A 19,389-nucleotide genomic window follows, 5' to 3' on the forward strand; every position below is an offset into this window, starting at 1 on the left:
CAGCAGCGGGCAGGACAGGACGGCCAGGGCAGGCGTAGGGAGAAAGCGAGCGATCATGAGCGGCACTACCTTTGGCCAGCTGTTGAAGCGTACGCACGAGGCAGGGACGCTACGGAAAGAGCACGCCGGCCAGGACGTGCGCCTGGACGGCTGGGTGTTGCGCAGGCGTGACCACGGGGGGCTCATCTTCATCGACCTGAGAGATCGCAGCGGGGTCGTCCAGGTGGTCGTCACGCCCGAAGCGGGCCAGGAGGTCTTCCAGCTGGCTGAGCGGCTGCGGCCGGAGGACTGCATCGGCGTGGCCGGCCGGGTGCGTCGGAGGCTACCCGGCATGGAAAACCCGCAGCTCGTCACCGGTGCGGTCGAGGTGGTGGCGAGCGAGCTCCGGCGCTACAGCGCGTCGGCGACGCCGCCGTTTCCCGTCGACCACTGGACCGAGGTGGACGAGGCCCTGCGCCTGCGCTACCGGTACCTCGACCTGCGCCGGCCCGGCATGCTGGAGGTCCTGAAGCTGCGCCACCGGATCAACGACCGGATCCGCCGGTACATGGACCGCCTCGGCTTTCTCGAGATTGAGACGCCCATGCTGACCCGGTCGACCCCGGAAGGCGCGCGCGACTACGTGGTGCCGTCCCGGGTGCACCCGGGGCACTTCTACGCCCTGCCCCAGTCACCGCAGCTGTTCAAGCAGCTGTTGATGGTCTCCGGCGTCGAGCGTTACTACCAGATCGCCCGGTGTTTCCGCGACGAGGACCTGCGGGCCGACCGCCAGCCCGAGTTCACGCAGCTCGACGTGGAGATGTCGTTCGCCGACGAGGAGGACGTCCTCTCCCTGACCGAAGGCCTCATGGCGGAGCTGTTCCACGAGATCCTCGGCGTCGAGGTCCGGCTTCCCCTGCCGCGCCTACCCTTTTCGGAGGCGATGGGGCGCTTCGGATCGGACAAGCCGGACCTGCGGATACCGGGCCGGATCCTCGACGTGAGCGAAAAGCTGAGGGGAAGCGGTTACCGCATCTTCGCCGAGGCGGTCGCAGCCGGCCGGCGGGTCAAGGCGCTGGCGATGCCGGTACGCCCTTCCCGCAGCGAGCTCGACCAGCTCGTGGACGAGGCACCGCGCCTCGGGCTCCAGGGCCTGACGTGGGCCGTGGTGGACGGGGCGGAGCTCCGGTCCCCCGTCGCCCGCCACCTGCAGGAGAGCGAAAAGACGATGCTGATCGCCCTGGCCCGGGAGCAGGGGGCGAGCCTGCTCTTGCTGGCGGCGGACGAGGAGGAGACGGTGCTGGCCGCCCTGGGCCGCCTGCGCCTGGAGCTGGGCGAGCGGCACGGCCTCGTGGCGAAAGACCGGTGGGAGCTGTTGTGGGTGGTCGACTTCCCGCTGCTCGAGTACAACGCGCAGGAGCGACGCTGGGAAGCCCGCCACCATCCTTTCACGTCGCCCCGGCCGGAGGACCTGCCCCTGCTCGAAAGCGACCCGGCACGGGTCCGGGCGCGGGCGTACGACCTCGTCCTCAACGGGGTGGAGCTCGGCGGCGGGAGCATCCGGATCCACGACCGGGAGGTGCAGGAGCGGGTGTTTGCCGCCATCGGGCTTTCCCGGGAACAGGCCACGGCACAGTTCGGTTTCCTCCTGGAGGCGTTCGAGTACGGGCCGCCTCCTCACGGGGGCATCGCACTCGGGCTCGACCGGCTGGTCATGATGATGGCGGGGCGCCCGAGCATCCGGGACGTCATCGCCTTTCCCAAGACCGCCCAGGCGACCTGCCCGCTGACCGGGGCACCCGCCCCCATCTCGGAGCGCCAGCTGCGGGAGCTGCATCTGCGGGTGCCTCAGGTGCCGGTGCCGTGAGCCGCGCGCGCCCGTTGCCCGGCCGCGCGAGCGTGTGATATGATGGGGCCGGCCCGGAGGGGCCGGCCCCTTCGAGGCTCGTAACGACGGGCGTCTTCGAGCCCTGCTGTGTTCGCGGTGAAGCTGCCATTGTGATGAGCCAACACCATCACAAAGGGAGTCCGGGCTCTGCGGGCGTAGGGCAGGCTGTCCGCTGGCACGGACAGTAGCCCAGGGAGTCCGCAGGAGGGCACCCACCTGCCTGAGCACCGGGTTCATCAACGGGTAGCCTCAGCGGCACGGCGGGGCTCTTGGTATCCGTACGAGGGTGGTCGGCGCCGCGAACGCAAGCGGACACGAGCAACCGGCGCTGTTCGAGGAGCGGGGGGCGCCTGCCGGAGGACGGGTGCCGCTGGCGGCGCGCATGCGCCCGCGCAGCCTCGACGAGCTGGCGGGGCAGGATGCGGTCGTCGGCCCGGGTACTCCCCTCCGGCGGGCCATCGAGGCCGACCGGCTGTTCCAGTCCATCATCTTGTGGGGGCCGCCGGGAAGCGGCAAGACCAGCCTGGCGGCCATCATCGCGGAGCGCACGCAGGCGCATTTCGAGACGCTGAGCGCCGTGCTGGCCGGGGTGGCCGACATCCGAAGGGTGGTGGCCGAGGCCCGGCGGCGGCGGGCCAGCGGCGGTAGGACCATCCTCTTCGTCGACGAGATCCACCGCTTCAACCGGGCCCAGCAGGATGCCCTGCTGCCCCACGTGGAGGACGGCACCGTCACCCTCATCGGCGCCACGACGGAAAACCCCTTCTTCGAGGTGGTCGGCCCGCTCGTCTCCCGGGCCCGCGTCTTCCAGCTCCGGCCGCTCGAGCCGCGCCACATCCGCCAGATCCTGGAACGAGCCCTGGCCGACCGGGAGCGAGGGCTCGGCAGCCTGTCGCTGCGTGCGGCTCCGGAGGCGCTCGAGTATCTGGCACGCGCCGCGGAAGGGGATGCGCGCAGTGCGCTCAACGCGCTGGAGCTCGCCGCCGAGGCAACTGTGGCCGCACGGGTCACCGTCATCGACCTGGAGAGCGCCCGCCAGGCCATGCAGAGGCGTTCGCCGAGGTACGACCGCTCGGGGGACGAGCACTACGACACCATCTCCGCGTTCATCAAGTCCGTGCGGGGCAGCGACGTGGACGCGGCGTTGTTCTGGCTCGCCAAGATGGTGCGCTCGGGGGAGGACCCCCGGTTCATCATGCGGCGGCTGCTCATCCTGGCCGCCGAGGACGTCGGGCTGGCCGACCCCCAGGCCATCGTGATCACGTCAGCCTGCGCGCACGCCCTGGAGTGGGTGGGCCTGCCCGAGGCCCAGTACCACCTGGCGCTGGCGACGATCTACCTGGCGCTCGCCCCCAAGAGCAACTCGGCCGGGGCCTACTTCTCGGCGCTGGAGGAGCTGGAACGCTCCGGGCAGCACGAGGTACCCGACCACCTCAAGGATGCCAGCCGGGACAGCGGTGCCCTGGGCCACGGCAAGGGGTACCTCTACCCCCACGACTTCCCCGGGCACTGGGTCCAGCAGGCTTACCTCCCTGCAGCCCTGCAGGGCCGGCGGTTCTACCGGCCCTCCGATCAGGGCGCCGAGGCGGAGCTCCACCGCCGGTGGGTCGCCCGGCGAGGCGGCGGGGGCGAAGAGCACCCCGTCCCGCCGGAGGCGAAATGAGCCCATGCCCTCTCCGGCCGCCCGCGCAGCCTGCCCTTTTGACACTGTGGAAAGCAGCATGCTAAGGTGAACCGGTGCGCACCGCGAGGTGCGGCGCCGGGAGAACGCAGGAGCGGGGCATGGCCGAGATCTACCTCGACAACGCGGCCAGCGTGCCGATGTGCGCGGCCGCCAGGGCGACCATGCGAAGGGTCCTGGAGCAGGGGCTGGCCGATGCCAACCCATCCAGCCCCCATGCGCCGGGGCGGCGGGTCCGCGCGCTCCTCGACGAGGCCCGGGCGACCGCGGCACGGTGGCTCGGGTGTTCGCCGGGCGAGATCGTCTTCACCTCGGGCGGGACCGAGGCGGACAACCTGGCCCTGATCGGGGCGGCCACCGCTTCCCGGCGCGAGGAGGGGCGCTCGGGCGTCGTGGTGAGCGCCATCGAACACCACGCCGTGCTCGACGCGGCGCGGGCCCTCGAGGCCCGGGGCTTCGTGGTGGAGCTGGCCAGATGCGACGGCAGCGGGGTCGTGCGGCCCGAACAGGTGCGGCGCGCCCTGGAGCGGGTGCAAGCCCGGGGCGCCCGGGTGGGCGTCGTCGCGCTGATGCTGGTCAACAACGAGGTCGGCACCGTCCAGCCCGTGGAGGACGTGGCGGAGCTGGCCGCGTCGGCAGGCGCCCGCCTCTTCGTGGACGCCGTGCAGGCCCCGTTCCACGCCGTCCTCGATCCCGGCAGCCTGGGCTGCGACCTGCTCGCCCTTTCCGCCCACAAGATGGGAGGGCCGAAAGGGGCCGGGCTCGTGTACGTGCGCCGCGGCATCCCCTTCGACCCGGTCACCTACGGCGGCGGCCAGGAGCGCATGCTGCGCCCCGGTACCGAGAACGTGCCGGGCATCCTCGGGATGGCGGCGGCCCTGGAGTGGGCCAGGAGCGAGCGGGAGGCCATCGAGGCACACAAGGCGAAGCTCGAGCGAGGCCTCCTCGATCATCTGCGTCGCCTGGTACCGGACGTGGAGATCAACACGGGTGCGGCGCGGCGCTCGCCGGGCCTCGTCAACCTGTGGGTGCCGGGAGTCGAGTCCCAGGTGTTGCTGGCCGCCCTGGACATGGCGGGCGTCGCCTGCTCGTACGGCGCCGCCTGCACGTCGGGTGGGCTCCAACCGTCCCACGTGCTGCAAGCCATGGGACTCGACGAACAGAGGGTGGCGAGTTCCATCCGGGTGAGCGTGGGCCCGTTCAACACCGAGGCCGAGATGGCCGAGGCCGCGAGCCGGATGGCGCACGTCATCCGCGCTTTGCGGACGAGCGGAGAGCGAGGACCGGATGCATGCGGGTCGTCGTAGCCATGAGCGGTGGGGTGGACAGCTCGGTGGCCGCCGCCTTGCTGGCCGAGGCAGGCCACGAGGTCATCGGCGTCACGTTGCAGATATGGCCCGGGGGGCTGCGCCCGCCGGGGCGGCACGTCGGGTGCTGCTCCATCGACGCGGTCGAGGACGCCCGGCGGGTGGCCGACCGGTTGGGCATCGCCCACTACGTGTTCAACTTCCAGGAGCTCTTCGAACGGGCGGTGATCGGCCCCTTCACCCGGGCCTACCTGGACGGGCAGACGCCCAATCCGTGCATCTGGTGCAACGAGCGGGTCAAGTTCGGGGCGCTGCTCGATCGGGCGGTGCAGCTGGGGGCCGACGCCCTTGCCACGGGGCATTACGCACGGGTCGAGCGGGCTTCGGACGGTAGCGGGAGGTACCTGCTCCTTCGCCCCAAGGACCGGGCGAAGGACCAGACGTACGCACTGTGGCCTCTCACCCAGCGGCAGCTCGAGCGGGTGGTCTTCCCGCTGGCGCCTTACACCAAGCAGGAGGTGCGGGAGATCGCGCGCAAGCTGCGCCTTCCGGTGGCGTCCAAGCCGGAGAGCCAGGAGATCTGCTTCATCCCCGACGACGACTACCGGCGCTACCTGCGCGAGCATGCGCCCGAGGCGCAACAGCCGGGAGAGATCGTCGATACGACCGGCCACGTGCTGGGCCGCCATCCCGGGGTCGCCTTCTTCACGGTGGGCCAGCGCAAGGGGCTGGGATTGGCCGCAGGGAGGCCCCTGTACGTCGTCGCCGTCGACCCGGCCAGCCGCCGGGTGGTGGTCGGGGATCGCCGGGAGGCACAGGCCGTGGGACTCATCGGCGTGCGGCCCAACTGGATTGCTCGGGCACGGCTGGAGGGCCCGATGCGGGTGGAGGCTCGCATCCGGCGCATGGCGGCGGACGCCCCGGCCACCATCGAGCCTGCACCTGCCGAGACCGGGGCGCCGGAGCCGGCCGTGCGGTGCCACTTCGACGAGCCCCAGTGGGCCGTCACGCCGGGCCAGTCGGTGGTCTTCTACCGCGGCGACGTGGTGATCGGAGGGGCCGTCATCCGAAGGGGGCTGGTTGACGCCTCCCGGGCTGCGCATACTACCTCCGCACGCCCGTACGAGGTTGTACCGCGATGAGGAGGCAGGGAAACCGGGATGCGGCGGTTCGTGCGAGGGATGCTCTGGGGTGGGGTGTTGGGGGCGCTGCTGGTGCTCTACGCGACCGGATCCTCCGGCGACCGTTCGCAGCGGGCCGACGGGATCCCGCTGCGGAGGCTGCGCCGGCAAGCCGCGGGGGAGGCGGCCGAGGCGGCCCTGAAGGAGAGCCGGTCTTCCCGGCTGCAGCTGGCGCTGGATGCCGGTCGGGCCGCGGTGGACGCCACGCTGGCGCTCTTGGGCCTCAAGGCATAACCGGGCGGCCCGGGAGAGCCGGGGCGGTACGTGCCACGGGGAGCGCCCGAGGCGTGAGGCGTGGACGCTCCCGTGGGTGAGCGCCGGTTTTGGTACGCGGCAGGGCTGGTGGGCCTGGCCCTGCTGATCGTCGTCTGGCGACTGCGGGCGGTGGCCACGCCGTTCGTCCTGGCCCTCGTGGTGGCCTACTTGCTGGAGCCGCTGGTCGCGTTGCTCGAGACCCGCCAGGTGCCCCGGGGGCCGGCCATCCTCATCGTCTACCTCGCCCTGGGCCTGCTTCTCAGCCTGCTGTGGGTGAGCGTCGTCCCCTCCGTCGTCGCCGAGGTCGACAACCTGGCCCGCCGCCTTCCCTCCCAGAGCCAGCAATGGAACGCGGCCATCGGGGAGATGCTGGGGCGGCTGCGCCTGCATACCCTGCCGGAGGTGGTTCAGAACGCCCTCAACGCTGCCGTAGGCCGGATCGAGGGGATGCTGACCGGGTTCGCTTCGCGCCTGGCGGCCCTGCTCGTCTCCACGCTCTCCCAGGTCCTCAACCTGATCCTCACGCCGGTGCTGGCCTATTACATCCTCAAGGACCGGGATCGGCTGGCCGAGGGGATCGTCACCGTCATACCGGCGAGCGTGCGCCGCAGGGCCGTCGAGCTGGCGCTCGAGATCGACCGGACGCTGGCGGCCGTCATCCGGGGCCAGCTCCTGGTCTCCATGTCCATCGGCGCGCTGGTCGCAGCCGGCCTCGTGCTCCTCAAGGTGCGCTATGCCCTGGTGCTGGGCCTCTTGGCCGGGTTGCTCGACATCGTGCCCTACTTTGGCCCGGTGGCGGCCGGCATCCCCATCGTCTTGCTCTCCCTGGCCAACGGCCCGTGGACCGCGGTCTGGGCGGTCGTGTTGCTGGTGGCGGCCAATCAGATCGAAGGCGCCTTGCTGCAGCCCCGGGTGATGAGCCGCTCCTCCGGGCTGCATCCCCTCGTCGTCATCGCCGCCGTGCTGGCCGGGGCCGAACTGGCGGGGATCTTCGGCATGCTGCTGGCCGTGCCCGTCGCCTCCGTGGGCCGCACCACGCTGCTCTTCTTCTTGCGGCCGGCCGCCGGAGGCGGCCCGGCGCCGTCCCCGCCGGCGGGCCCACCCGCCCGCCCGGCAGCCCCCGCTGCGCCCGCCGCCCCCGGACGAGGCCGCCGCGGGGGGCAACGTCCGCATTGACAAGCATTGGGGGCTCCTATACCCTTTAGGTGATTCTCAGGCGGCAGGGTAAGGGGTCGGATCGAAGGGCTTCCATGCGAAGCATGACGGCCAGGGAGCTGCGGGAGGCGTACCTGGGCTTCTTCGAGGGTAAAGGGCACGTACGGCTTCCGGGTTCCTCGTTGATCCCCAAGGGTGATCCGACGCTCCTGTTGACGGGCGCGGGCATGGTGCAGTTCAAGCCTTACTTCCTCGGCACGGCGGAGCCGAGCTACCGGCGGGTGACGACGTGCCAGCGATGCGTCCGCACGGCCGACATCGACCGCGTGGGGATGACTGCCCGGCACGGCACGTTCTTCGAGATGCTCGGTAACTTCTCGTTCGGAGACTACTTCAAGCGGGAGGCCATCGCCTGGGCGTGGGAGTTCGTCACCGGCGTCCTGGAGATCGATCCCGAGCGGTTGTGGGTGAGCATCTACCGGGATGACGACGAGGCGTTCGACCTGTGGCACCGGGAGATCGGTTTGAGCCCGGAACGGATCGTGCGGCTGGGCAAAGAGGACAACTTCTGGGAGATCGGGGTCGGGCCGTGTGGCCCCTCCTCGGAGATCTACATCGACCGGGGCCCGCAGTACGGCTGCGGGCAGGAGAGCTGCCGGCCGGGCTGCGATTGCGGGCGGTTCCTGGAGTTTTGGAACCTGGTCTTCATCCAGTACCACAAGGACGAGCAGGGCCAGTACCATCCCCTCAAGCGAACGGGCATCGACACCGGGATGGGGCTCGAGCGCATGCTCGCCATCCTGCAGGGCGTCGAGACCATCTTCGAGACCGACGAGGTGCGGCAGATCCTGGATCAGGCTGCCGCCATCGTAGGGCGCACGTACGGCGAGGAGGCGCACGCCGACCGCACCATCCGGATCCTCGTGGATCACGGGCGAAGCGCGACGTTCATGGCGATGGACGGGATCGTGCCCGGCAATGAGGGCCGCGGTTACGTCATGCGCCGCCTCATCCGGAGAGCGAGCCGGTACGCGTGGCTCATGGGCATCCACGAGCCGCTGTGGGCCCGCCTGGCCGGAGCCGTCGTCGAGGCGATGGGGCACGCGTACCCCGAGCTGGCAGAGCGCCGTGAGCTCATCTTGCGGGTGCTGGAGTCGGAAGAGCGGCGGTTTCTCTCGACCCTGGAGACGGGCCTGTCGGTGCTCGACCAGATGCTGGCCAGCCGCGGCGGGCAGGCACCGGGCCGCATCGGCGGCGAGGAAGCTTTCCGCCTGTACGACACGTACGGTTTTCCCCTGGAGCTGACCGAGGAGATCGCCGGCGAACGGGGCGTCGAGGTCGACCTCGAGGGGGCGAGGGCGCTGCTCGAAGCGCAGCGGGAGCGCGCCCGGGCGGCCCGCCGGACGTACGGCTATCTCGGTTCGGGTACGGAGGCGCTGGCCGAGGCGCTGGAAGGGCTCAGCTCCGAGTTCGTGGGTTACGGGCAGGGCCGGGCCGAAGCGGTGGTGGCGGCGGTCCTGGTCGGCGGCGAGCGGCGGTCGCTCGCGCAGGCGGGCCAGGAGGCGCTGGTGGTGCTGGACCGCACGCCCTTCTACGCGGAGGGCGGCGGGCAGGTGGCGGATACGGGCTCGCTGCGGTGGCCGGGAGGAGTGGCGAGCGTACTGGATGTGCAGCGGCCGCTCGCCGACGCCATCGTGCACCGGGTGCGGGTCGAGGAGGGCCGGCTGGCGGAAGGCGACCGGGTAGAGGCGAGCGTCGACTGGGAGCGGCGGATGCGCACCGCCCGGCACCACACGGCTACCCACTTGCTGCACCGTGCTCTCCGGAGCGTCCTGGGGGAGCACGCGACGCAGGCGGGCTCGCTGGTGGCGCCCGACCGGCTGCGGTTCGACTTCAACCACTTCGAGGCGCTCTCGCCCGAGCAGCTCGGGCGTATCGAGGAAGAGATCAACCGGCGGGTGCTGGACGACCTGCCGGTGGTCCCCGTGGAGACGACCGTCGAGGCGGCGCTGGCCCAAGGCGCCATGGCCTTGTTCGGTGAGAAGTACGGCGAGCGCGTGCGCATGGTCGACATCGGGGAGGGCTACAGCCGGGAGCTTTGCGGCGGGACCCACGTGCGGAGGACTGGCGAGGTGGGCCTGGTCCACATCGTCGAGGAGACCGGCGTGGCCGCCGGCGTCCGGCGTGTCGAGGCCGTCGCGGGGGAGGCGGCGCTCGAGTACCTGCGCCGCCGTGAACGGCAGTGGCGACAGGTGGCGGGAAAGCTCCAGGTAGGGCCCGAGGAGCTCGTGCAGCAGGTCGAGCGCCTGCTGGAGCAACAGAAGGCCAGCCAGGCCGAGATCGAACGGCTGCAAGCGAAACTGCTCGCCCAGTACGCGGGGCGTCTGGCCGCGCGGGCCGAACGCGTCGGCTCGGCCGCCCTGGTGGTGGAGCGCCTGGAGGGGCTGGACGCCCCTGCCTTGCGGGCGCTCGGCGACCGGCTCCGCGAGGCCCTGGGCTCCTGCGTCGTCTTCCTGGCGAGCCCGTCCGACGGGAAAGTCTTGTTCGTGTCCATGACCAGCCCGGAGCTGGCGAGGGTCGGCGTCCACGCCGGCGAGATCGTCAAGGCCGCGGCGCGAGCGGCCGGGGGCGACGGGGGAGGCCGGCCGGAGCTGGCGCAAGCCGGCGCCAGGGACCTTTCACGGGTGGACGAGGCCCTGCACGCGGCCCGGCAGCGGGCCAAGGAGCTGTTGGCCCTGGCCGGCTGAGGAGAGGGCCCATGGATGCCGGGGGAGCCGAGCAGGATCCGGCGCAAGTCCATCCAGAAAAGGGGGAGGCAGAGTGCTCACGGCACCAGGAGCCGCCACGCCTCCGCAGCCACCCGGGGCCGGGGGAGAGACGGTACGGTTCCGGGTCGACGAGGCGACGGGCCGCCGGCGAGCTGCCGAGGTCCTGCGCCAGGTCTATCAGGCCCTGGTCGAGAAGGGGTATCATCCGACCAGCCAGCTGGTCGGATACCTGCTGTCGGGTGATCCCACGTACATCACGAGCCATCACAACGCCCGCAGCCTCATCCGTACGGTCGAGCGGGACGAACTGCTCGAGGAGATCATCGAGCACTACATCCACTGCCCCGGTACCCGCCATTGAGACGCCGGCCGGTGGACCGAAGCGCGCAAAGCGGGCCGGCGATGCCGATGCGACCGGTGCAAGGGCGTATCATGGCGCTGGACGTGGGCGAGAAGAGCCTCGGAGTGGCGATCAGCGATTCCCTGGGGGCGACCGCTCAACCCCTGGTGACGCTGTGGCGCAAGGGTCTGGCAGCAGACCTGGAGGCCGTTTCGCAATTGGTCAGGTCCATGGGAGTCGAGGAGGTGGTAGTGGGGCTGCCAACACGCACCGATGGCCGTGAGGGGCCCGAGGCGGAACGAGTGCGTGCTTTTGCCGGCAAACTGCGGAGCGTCGTCGACGTGCGCGTGCGGCTCTTCGACGAGCGCTTTTCGACCCGGCAGGCCGAACGTATCCTGCTGGAGGCAGACCTTCCCCGGCGTCGTCGCCGCAGGGCGGTCAACCACGTGGCGGCAGCCATCATCCTGGATGCTTACCTCACCTGGCGCCAGGTAAGGCGAGCGCAGGCGGAGGGTACCCTACATGAGGCCGGAGATGCAGACGGTCAGGGCTGAGTGTGTCCCGGTGCGGGAAAGGATGGATGCCACGTGGCCGAAGAGAAGGAGCGCCGGCACGCGGAGCATGCGGACGATGCCGAGGACGAGGATCGGGTCACTCTCGTCGACGACGAGGGGCAAGAGCACGAGTTCACCCTGATTGACGTGGTCGAGGTCGACAAGCGGCGGTACGCGGTCTTGCTGCCGGAGGAGGATCCCGAGGAGGGAGCGTACGTTTTCCGCCTGGAGAACGACGCCGACGGCGAAGAGGTCCTCGTCAACGTGGAAGACGACGACGAGTTCGACCGGGTGGTCCACGCGCTGGAGGAGCAGGAAGAGGGCGACGAAGAGGACGAATCGGACGACGGGGACGCCTGGGACGAGGACGACGACTACGACGAGGACGAGGACGAAGACCTGGACGAAGACGACGAGGACGAGGAAGACGAAGACCGCCGTCACTGAGGTGTTCGAGGAGTGCCGGGTGGCCGGTCGCGCGGCCGCCCGGCGGTAAACGGGCAGGAGGTGGGCAGGGGGTTGCATCCCGCCGAGACCCCGTCAGCGGTTGGCACCGGGTGGCACAAGGCCGGCCGGTGGGTGGGCATCGCAGCCGCGGCGGGGGCTCTCGCCGTCACGGCGGCCGGGGTCATCGTGGCGGCGTGGATGATGCCGGTGTCGTCGGGCCCGCTCGTGGCCAGCGTCATCATTCACGTGCCCCAAGAGAGCACCGCCTCCCAGGTCGGGCGAGAGCTCGAGGAGCGCAACCTCGTGCGATCGGGATGGCTGTTCGCCCTGATGGCCCGGGTGCAGGGGCTCGACCAGCGGCTGCAGGCCGGCTACTACCGCTTGCGGGCCGACATGGCGCCGCAGGAGATGATCCGGATCCTCTCCCGGGGCGCGGTGGCCGTCGAGGAGGTCACCATCCCCGAGGGTTCGACCATCGAGGGTATCGCCTGGCGCCTGGAGCGCGCGGGTCTGGCCAATGCCCGGCGCTTCATCGAGCTGGCCTCCGACGATCGCTGGCTGTTCGGCGAGAGCCGGCCCATCGACAAGCCGCCCGGCAGCCTGGAGGGCTACCTCTTCCCCGATACGTATCGCTTCGCGGTGGGTCAAGACGAAGAGGCCCTCATTCGCAAGATGGTGGCCCGTTTTGCCGAGAAGGTCCTGCCCCTTTACCAGGAGCTCGGCGCAGGCGGCAAGCTCTCCTTGCACCAGGTCGTGGTGCTCGCCTCCATCGTGGAAAAGGAGGCCATGCGGGACAGCGAGCGAGCGCTGATCGCGTCGGTATTCCACAACCGTCTGCGCCTGGGGCGCCCGCTCCAGGCGGATCCCACGCTGATGTACATCCTGCACCCCCCTCCCAAGAAGCTCTACCGGCAGCACCTGGCCATCGATTCGCCTTACAACACGTACCGGTACCCGGGGCTTCCCCCCACTGCCATTGCCAGCCCGGGGCTCGCTTCGATCCGGGCGGTGCTCCGGCCGGCTTCGACTCCCTACCTGTACTTCGTGGCACGGGGCGACGGGACCCACGTCTTCAGCCGCACCTTCCGTGACCACGTCGACGCGCGCCGCCGCCTCGCCTATTAGCCGGCACCCGGGGACCAGCACCGTACCTCCCGCGCCTTCATAGCATGGGAATTGGCTTCATGGCGTGGGGGGTACGGAGCTTGATTCCATGGCTCGCAGCGTGGGATATCCTGGCGGAGTCCCTGCGGCACATTCCGTGGCTGGCGGGTTACGTGGGCGGCGAGGGATCCTTCCCCTTGCCCCTGGACGAGCAAGAGGAGAGCCGGCTGGTCCAGGCGATGCTGCACGGCGACACCGAGGCCCGCAACATCCTCATCGAGCACAACCTGCGCCTGGTGGCCCACGTGGTGAAGAAGTTCGAGTCCACGGGCGAGGAGACCGAAGACCTCATCTCCATCGGCACCATCGGGCTCATCAAGGCCATCAATACCTTCGATCCGGGCCGGCGCACCCGCCTTGCTACCTACGCCGCCAAGTGCATCGAAAACGAGATCCTGATGCACCTGCGCTCCGTGCGCAAGAACCGGGGGGAGACCCTCCTGTACGACCCCATCGGGTCGGACGGCGACGGCAACGACGTCACCCTCATCGACGTGCTCGGGAGCGACGCCGACAGCGTCTCCGAAGCGGTGGAGGCCCAGGCCGAGAAGGACCGGCTGCGCCGCACCCTCACCACGCTGACCAAGAGGGAGCGGTGGGTGCTCCAGATGCGCTACGGGTTGCTGGACGGGATGCGCAAGACGCAGCGAGACGTGTCCCGCCAGCTGGGGATTTCCCGCTCTTACGTCTCGCGTATCGAAAAACGGGCGCTCACCAAACTCCAGCAGCAGCTCCAAAACGGGTGAGCGGACCACCGAGGGCCTCCCTCGCCCCGGCCTGCTTCCTCCTCCTTTTCCGGCCGATCGCGGACGGGCTCTTGCTATAATAGGGCCACTATGCAGCGCAGCAACGGCCCGAGCGCTTCTTACACGCTCCCGGCGGCGGCGCCGTGGCAACTCCTGGTGCCGGATCTCTGGGTGGACGACCTCGAGGCCATCGACCTCGACCGGTTGGGGCGCCACGGGATCCGGTGCCTGCTCGTGGACATCGACAACACCCTCATCCCCTGGGGCGAGCCGTTACCGGACGCCCGGGCCTACCGCTTCGTCGAGCGGGCTCGCCGGGCCGGGCTGCAGGTGGTCATCCTGTCCAACGCCCGCCGGGGGCGGCGAGCGGCCGTCGCGGCCGCCCTGGGGGTCCCGGCGGTGCGCTCGGGCTTCAAACCCCGTCGCTCGGTCTTCCTGGCCGCGGCCGCCCTCGTCGGGTGTCGACCGGAGCAGGCGGCGGTGGTCGGCGATCAGCTGTGGACGGACGTGCTCGGAGGCCGGCGGGCGGGGATGTTCACCATTCTCGTCGATCCGCTCGGTGCCGAGGAGAGCCTGTTGACCAGGGCCATCACGCGCCCGGTCGAGCGAGCCGTCCTGCGGTGGCTCGCCAGGCGTGGCAGGCTGCCGGCCGCGCGGGTGCAGGCCCGGCTCGCCGGCAGGAGACGATCCGTGCAGCAGGGCCGCCCCGGTACGGGCCGCAGGCCGGGCTGAGGACGGGATCGAGACAGAGGGAGGAAGGCCAGGCGCGTGTTGCGCATGCTCACCGCGGGGGAGTCTCACGGCCCCGCGTTGACGGTGATCGTGGAAGGGGTACCGGCGGGTCTGGCGCTCTCGCCGGAGGCCATCGACCGGGAGCTGCGCCGCCGCCAGGAAGGATACGGGCGAGGCCAGCGGATGCGGATCGAGCAGGATCGCGCGCGCATCCTGTCCGGGGTGCGCCAGGGGATGACCCTGGGCAGCCCCATCGCGCTCCAGGTCGAAAACCGGGACTACCCGCACTGGGCCCACACCATGGCGCCGCAAGTCCAGCCGGAGCAGGAGCCGGGGGCGGAGGCCGGCGCCAGGTGGCGGAGCCGGCCGGTGACGCGGCCGCGTCCGGGGCACGCCGACCTGGCGGGGGCCCTCAAGTTCGGCTTCACCGACGTGCGCAACGTCCTCGAGCGGGCCTCGGCCCGGGAGACTGCCGCCCGGGTAGCGGCCGGGGCCGTCGCCCGCCAGTTGCTGGCGGCGGTCGGGATTACGGTAGTCGGCCGAGTCGTACGGATCGGGCCGGTCGAGGCCGATCCGTTCGATGGGTCGGCGGAGCTCGACTGGGCGGAGCTGGCCCGGCGGGCAGAGGCGTCCCCGGTGCGCTGCGCCTCCGAGACGGCCACGAGGGCGATGATGGAGGCTATCGATCAGGCCCGGCGGGACGGAGATACCCTCGGGGGGATCTTCGAGGTCGCCGCGCTCGGGGTGATGCCCGGCCTCGGTAGTTATGTGCAGTGGGACCGGCGGCTCGATGCGCGGCTGGCCGCCGCCTTCATGAGCATCCCGGGGGTCAAGGGGGTGGAGGTCGGCCTGGGCTTCGAGCTTGCGAGCAGGCCGGGCTCCGCCGCTCACGATCCGATCCTGTACGGGCCCGTCCCGCCCCTCCAGTGGACGCCGAGCCCGGAGGCTCCCGGCTACTTCCGCCCGAGCAACCGGGCCGGCGGCCTGGAAGGTGGGGTCACCACGGGGCAGCCGGTCGTCATGCGCGCGGCGATGAAACCCCTGTCCACGCTCATGCGCCCACTGGCCACCGTGGACATGGCGAGCCACGAGCCGGCCGAGGCGGCCGTGGAGCGTAGCGACGTCTGCGCGGTGCCCTCGGCGGCGGTCGTCGGGGAAGCCATGATGGCCTGGGTGCTGGCCGAGGCGCTCCTGGAGAAGTTCGGCGGCGACAGCGTGGAAGAGCTCCGGCAAGCCGTCGAGGCGTACCGGCGGCGGCTTGCCCGGCGCTGAAGCGGAGCGGGGGATGCGCGCCGGTGGGACACCTGTATCTGACAGGGTTCATGGCCTGCGGCAAGAGCACGGTGGGCCGGATGGTGGCCGCCAGGCTCGGGCTTCCCTTCGTGGACCTCGACGAACTGGCCGAGCGGCGGACGGGCCGTTCCGTCCCCTCCATCTTCGCGGAGGGGGGCGAAGCCGCTTTCCGGGCTCTGGAGCGGGAGCTCCTGGAGGAGGTGGCCGGCTGGCCGGACCACGTGGTGGCCACCGGCGGGGGCATCGTGGAGGACCCTCGAAACCGCGCGCAAATGGCCGCCACCGGGCATGCCGCCTGGCTCTACTGCGACGTGGCCCGAGCGGTGGAGCGAGCGTTGAGCGACGGCCGGGCGCGGCCGCTCCTGGGATCGGGGCCGCAGGCTCAGGCTCACGCGCGTGCGCTGTGGGCGAAGCGACGATGGTGGTACGCCGGGGCGCCGATCTGGGTCGACGGCCGGCAACAGGGGGCCGAACAGGTGGCGACCCGGTTGGTCGAGGCGCTCGCCTGGCTGCGGGTGGCTCCACCTGCCGCGTGGGTGCTCGGCCCCCAGGGCGGTTACCCGGTGCTCGTGCGGCGGGGGCTCGTGCGCGAACTACCGGCCGTGCTGGAGATCCTGGCAAGCCGCATGGAGCTCGGCGGAGGGTTGTTGGTCGTGGCCGACGCGGCGGTGGAAGCCCTTGCCCGGCAAGTGGCGCTCGACCTGGAGCGCTCGGGCTGGCATGCCACCGTAGCAGCGGTCGGGCCGGGGGAGGAAGCCAAGCAGTTGGAGGTCGTCGAGCGCCTGTGCGAGGTGGCGGCCGGATCCGGGGTGGATCGAGGCGGCCTCGTGGTGGCCGTCGGGGGCGGCGCTGCGCTGGACGCGGCGGGCTTCGCAGCGGCGACTTACATGCGGGGCATCCCCTGGGTCGCCGTCCCCACGACCCTGCTCGCACAGACCGATGCTTCCATCGGGGGCAAGACCGCCGTCAACACGGCCCGGGTGAAGAACCTGATGGGTAGTTTCCACCATCCCCTCGCCGTCGTGGCCGATCCGGCCACGCTGGCTACCTTGCCCGTCCGGCAGTGGCGCTCGGGGCTCGCGGAGGTGATCAAGCACGGGCTCGTGGGCGATCCGTCGCTGCTCGGGGAGATGGACGGCCCGTGGGCCCCGTCGCGAGCGGACGGGGAGGGCTTCGAGGAATTGCTGCGCCGATCGGTCGCCGTCAAGGCGCTGGTCGTGACCGAGGACCCGACCGAGACCGGGGAACGGGCGATACTCAACTTCGGCCATACGGTCGGTCACGCCCTGGAGTCCGCGAGCAACTTCGAGCGGTTCCTGCACGGGGAGGCGGTCGCCATCGGCATGGTGACCGCCTTGCTGTTGTCCGAGGAGCTGGGGGTGCTGCAGGAACCCGGCCTCACCGGGCAGGTGGAGGCGATGCTGCAGGCGGTGGGCCTTCCCACGACGGCCGCTCCGGATCCCCCGCCGGCCGAGACGCTGTGGGCGTGGATGGGCAAAGACAAGAAGCGGCGCGCGGGGCATCAGCGGTGGGTGCTGTTGCAGCGCCCCGGGGCGCCTCTGGTGGTGAGCGACCGCGTCGGCTTCGACGCTTTCGCCCGCACCTGGTCCCGCCAGCACGGCCGGGCGGCATCCGGCGCCGCGGGCGGGGCAGGAAGGGAGTGAACGAAGGTTGCGGCGGGTACTGGTCCTCCACGGGCCCAACCTGGATCGGTTGGGGGTCCGGGAGCCGCACATCTACGGGTCGGAGACGCTGGAAGCGATCAACGGCCGCATCGCCCGGGAAGCCGAGAAGCTCGGCGTGGCCGTCTCCTTCCTGCAGAGCAACCACGAGGGGGCGCTGATCGACGCCATCGGCCAGGCGCCGGGCAAGGTGGACGGGATCGTCATCAACCCCGGAGCCTACGGCCATTACAGCCTGGCCATCCGCGACGCGCTGGCCGGGTGCGGGCTGCCCGCCGTCGAGGTCCACCTCACCAACGTCTACCGGCGCGAGCCATGGCGCCAGCGACTGGTCACGGCAGCCGGTTGCATCGGCGTGATCAGCGGCTTCGGCGGCGAGGGGTACGTGCTCGCCCTGAGGGCGCTGGTAAACTATTGGGGGCAGGAGCAGGGGGTGTAACGGCTCCGCCGTATTAGCAATCAGCCCGGGGGTGAACGCGTGGACCAGGCACAGGAGATACGCGCCCGTGTCGAGGCCATGGCCCGCAAGGTGTCGGAGATGCAAGTGGACGCCATGGTCGTGGCCGCCTACGAGAACCGCCGCTACCTGACCGGCTTCACGGGGAGCGCCGGGGTGGCCATCGTCTCCCGCGACCCGGGAGAGCAACCGGTGCTGCTGGTCGACTCGCGCTACACCGAGCAGGCCCGCGCCCAGGCGGTTGGCTGGGAGGTCATCCAGCACGGCGACTACGTCTGGGAGGCGATGCGCGACGTCCTGCAGCGCATCGGGGCGAGGAAGGTCGCGTTCGAGGCGGATCACGTCACGGTGCGCCAGGCTTCGCGCTGGCAGCAGGAGATGGGCCAGTTCGAGTGGGTGCCGGTGGAGCAGCAGGTCGAGGCGTTGCGCGCGGTCAAGTCCCCGTGGGAGCTCGAGCGGATGCGGCGGGCCGTGGCCATCACCGACGAGGCGTTTTCCTACATCCTCACGGTGATCCGGCCGGGCATTACCGAAAAGGAGGTCGCGTGGCGTCTCGAGGTCTTCATGCGCGAGCACGGAGCCGAACGCCTCGCCTTCGACACGATCGTCGGCTCCGGCCCCAACGGGGCGTTGCCCCACGCCTATCCCACCGACCGCGCCATCCAGCCGGGCGACCTGGTGGTGCTGGACTTCGGGTGCGTCACAGATGGTTATCACTCCGACATGACCCGGACGGTGGCCGTGGCGCCGGTCTCGGCCAGGGCCCGGGAGATCTACGACCTGGTGCGGCGCTCGCAGGAGACCGGCGTGCAGGCGGTACGCCCCGGCCGCACCGGCCAGGAGGTGGACGCGCTCGCTCGGGCGGTCATCGAAGAGGCCGGGCTCGGCCCATACTTCGGACACGGGCTGGGGCACGGCGTGGGCCTGGAGATCCACGAGCCCATTCCCAGGCTGTCGAGGGTGTCGGACGGGGTGCTGGTGCCGGGGATGGTGACCAGCGTGGAGCCCGGCGTGTACCTTCCGGGGTGGGGCGGCGTCCGGATCGAGGATCTCGTGGTGGTGACCGAGGGGGGGTGCGAGGTGCTGACCTCGTCTCCCAAGGACCTCCAGGTGGTGGATGGCAACTCCGGCTAATCCGTGGCAAACGGGGCCGTAGGGCCCGGGCAAAGGAGCAACGGCCGTGATCTCAGTCAACGACTTGCGACCAGGGCTGACCATCGAAGTCGACGGCGAGGTCTGGAGCGTGGTGGAGTTCCTCCACGTAAAGCCCGGCAAGGGTGCCGCGTTCGTGCGCACCAAGTTGAAGAACGTGAAGAGCGGTAACGTGATCGAGCGGACGTTCCGGGCGGGCGAGCGTGTCAACCGGGCCCACGTCGAGACCCGCGAGATGCAGTACCTCTATCACAGCGGGACCGAGTGGTACTTCATGGACACCCGGAGCTTCGAGCAGATCTCCATCCACGAAGATTACCTGGGCGATGCTCCCAAGTACCTGAAAGAGAACGACGTCATCCTCATCCAGTTCTACGAGGGACAGCCCATCGGGGTGGAGCTGCCGACCTACGTCGAGCTGAAGGTCGTCGAGACCGAGCCCGGCGTCCGGGGCGACACTGCCCAGGGCGGCTCCAAGCCGGCCAAGCTCGAGACGGGCCTCGTGGTCCAGGTACCTCTGTTCATCAACACGGGAGACGTGCTGAAGATCGACACCCGGACCGGCGAGTACTTGTCCCGCGCCTAGGGAGCCGGCCCAGGCATACCCT

18 protein-coding genes and 1 other RNA gene are annotated in these 19,389 nt (G+C 70.6%); all 19 read left to right on the top strand.

The genetic code is table 11. The features are described from left to right. Positions 1-55 precede the first annotated feature (55 nt). The 19 genes from aspS to efp all read left to right on the top strand — a co-directional run bounded on the left by aspS (position 56) and on the right by efp (position 19,367). A complete protein-coding gene (aspS, locus tag U7230_RS04650) occupies positions 56-1,846 on the top strand; it encodes an aspartate--tRNA ligase (RefSeq protein ID WP_324717573.1) in 1,791 nt (596 codons plus the stop codon). A 97-nt stretch (positions 1,847-1,943) separates the two neighbouring features. Then, positions 1,944-2,138: non-coding RNA, 6S RNA (gene ssrS / locus U7230_RS04655), on the top strand. A 15-nt stretch (positions 2,139-2,153) separates the two neighbouring features. Next, a complete protein-coding gene (locus U7230_RS04660; protein ID WP_324717574.1) occupies positions 2,154-3,530 on the top strand; it encodes a replication-associated recombination protein A in 1,377 nt (458 codons plus the stop codon). A 119-nt stretch (positions 3,531-3,649) separates the two neighbouring features. Continuing rightward, positions 3,650-4,855: a cysteine desulfurase family protein gene (locus U7230_RS04665; protein ID WP_324717575.1), complete on the top strand. Its 1,206-nt coding sequence runs from the start codon at positions 3,650-3,652 to the stop codon at positions 4,853-4,855. Next, positions 4,840-5,997: a tRNA 2-thiouridine(34) synthase MnmA gene (gene mnmA / locus U7230_RS04670; protein WP_324717576.1), complete on the top strand. Its 1,158-nt coding sequence runs from the start codon at positions 4,840-4,842 to the stop codon at positions 5,995-5,997. Before U7230_RS04665 ends, mnmA begins: the two co-directional genes overlap by 16 nt. A gap of 18 nt (positions 5,998-6,015) precedes the next feature. Next, complete coding sequence (locus tag U7230_RS04675; RefSeq protein WP_324717577.1) at positions 6,016-6,270, top strand: hypothetical protein; 255 nt, start codon at positions 6,016-6,018, stop codon at positions 6,268-6,270. Positions 6,271-6,342: 72 nt separating this feature from the next. After that, positions 6,343-7,467: an AI-2E family transporter gene (locus U7230_RS04680; RefSeq protein ID WP_324717578.1), complete on the top strand. Its 1,125-nt coding sequence runs from the start codon at positions 6,343-6,345 to the stop codon at positions 7,465-7,467. A 74-nt stretch (positions 7,468-7,541) separates the two neighbouring features. Further along, complete coding sequence (gene alaS / locus U7230_RS04685) at positions 7,542-10,193, top strand: alanine--tRNA ligase (RefSeq protein WP_324717579.1); 2,652 nt, start codon at positions 7,542-7,544, stop codon at positions 10,191-10,193. Positions 10,194-10,266: 73 nt separating this feature from the next. Then, complete coding sequence (locus U7230_RS04690) at positions 10,267-10,575, top strand: IreB family regulatory phosphoprotein (protein WP_324717580.1); 309 nt, start codon at positions 10,267-10,269, stop codon at positions 10,573-10,575. A 47-nt stretch (positions 10,576-10,622) separates the two neighbouring features. Then, a complete protein-coding gene (ruvX, locus tag U7230_RS04695; protein ID WP_324717581.1) occupies positions 10,623-11,108 on the top strand; it encodes a Holliday junction resolvase RuvX in 486 nt (161 codons plus the stop codon). 33 nt (positions 11,109-11,141) lie between these two features. Continuing rightward, positions 11,142-11,555, top strand: coding sequence for a DUF1292 domain-containing protein (locus U7230_RS04700; protein WP_324717582.1), 414 nt, complete (start codon positions 11,142-11,144; stop codon positions 11,553-11,555). A 72-nt stretch (positions 11,556-11,627) separates the two neighbouring features. After that, positions 11,628-12,680 carry an endolytic transglycosylase MltG gene (mltG, locus tag U7230_RS04705; RefSeq protein WP_324717583.1) on the top strand — a complete coding sequence of 351 codons (1,053 nt, stop codon included), beginning with the start codon at positions 11,628-11,630 and terminating at the stop codon, positions 12,678-12,680. A gap of 80 nt (positions 12,681-12,760) precedes the next feature. After that, complete coding sequence (sigK, locus tag U7230_RS04710) at positions 12,761-13,465, top strand: RNA polymerase sporulation sigma factor SigK (RefSeq protein ID WP_324717584.1); 705 nt, start codon at positions 12,761-12,763, stop codon at positions 13,463-13,465. 90 nt (positions 13,466-13,555) lie between these two features. Then, positions 13,556-14,197, top strand: coding sequence for a YqeG family HAD IIIA-type phosphatase (locus U7230_RS04715; protein WP_324717585.1), 642 nt, complete (start codon positions 13,556-13,558; stop codon positions 14,195-14,197). A 36-nt stretch (positions 14,198-14,233) separates the two neighbouring features. After that, entirely contained in the window at positions 14,234-15,469 is a 1,236-nt protein-coding gene (aroC, locus tag U7230_RS04720; RefSeq protein ID WP_404980563.1) for a chorismate synthase, read from the top strand. A 23-nt stretch (positions 15,470-15,492) separates the two neighbouring features. Continuing rightward, positions 15,493-17,154 carry a 3-dehydroquinate synthase gene (gene aroB, locus U7230_RS04725; protein WP_324717586.1) on the top strand — a complete coding sequence of 554 codons (1,662 nt, stop codon included), beginning with the start codon at positions 15,493-15,495 and terminating at the stop codon, positions 17,152-17,154. 7 nt (positions 17,155-17,161) lie between these two features. Beyond that, complete coding sequence (aroQ, locus tag U7230_RS04730) at positions 17,162-17,611, top strand: type II 3-dehydroquinate dehydratase (RefSeq protein WP_324717587.1); 450 nt, start codon at positions 17,162-17,164, stop codon at positions 17,609-17,611. A gap of 39 nt (positions 17,612-17,650) precedes the next feature. Further along, on the top strand, positions 17,651-18,763 hold the full coding sequence (locus U7230_RS04735; RefSeq protein WP_324717588.1) for a M24 family metallopeptidase: 1,113 nt from the start codon (positions 17,651-17,653) through the stop codon (positions 18,761-18,763). 46 nt (positions 18,764-18,809) lie between these two features. After that, a complete protein-coding gene (gene efp / locus U7230_RS04740) occupies positions 18,810-19,367 on the top strand; it encodes an elongation factor P (protein ID WP_324717589.1) in 558 nt (185 codons plus the stop codon). Positions 19,368-19,389: the final 22 nt, after the last annotated feature.

It is taken from the genome of Limnochorda sp. L945t, from assembly GCF_035593305.1.
Lineage (GTDB): Bacteria > Bacillota > Limnochordia > Limnochordales > Geochordaceae > Carboxydichorda > Carboxydichorda subterranea.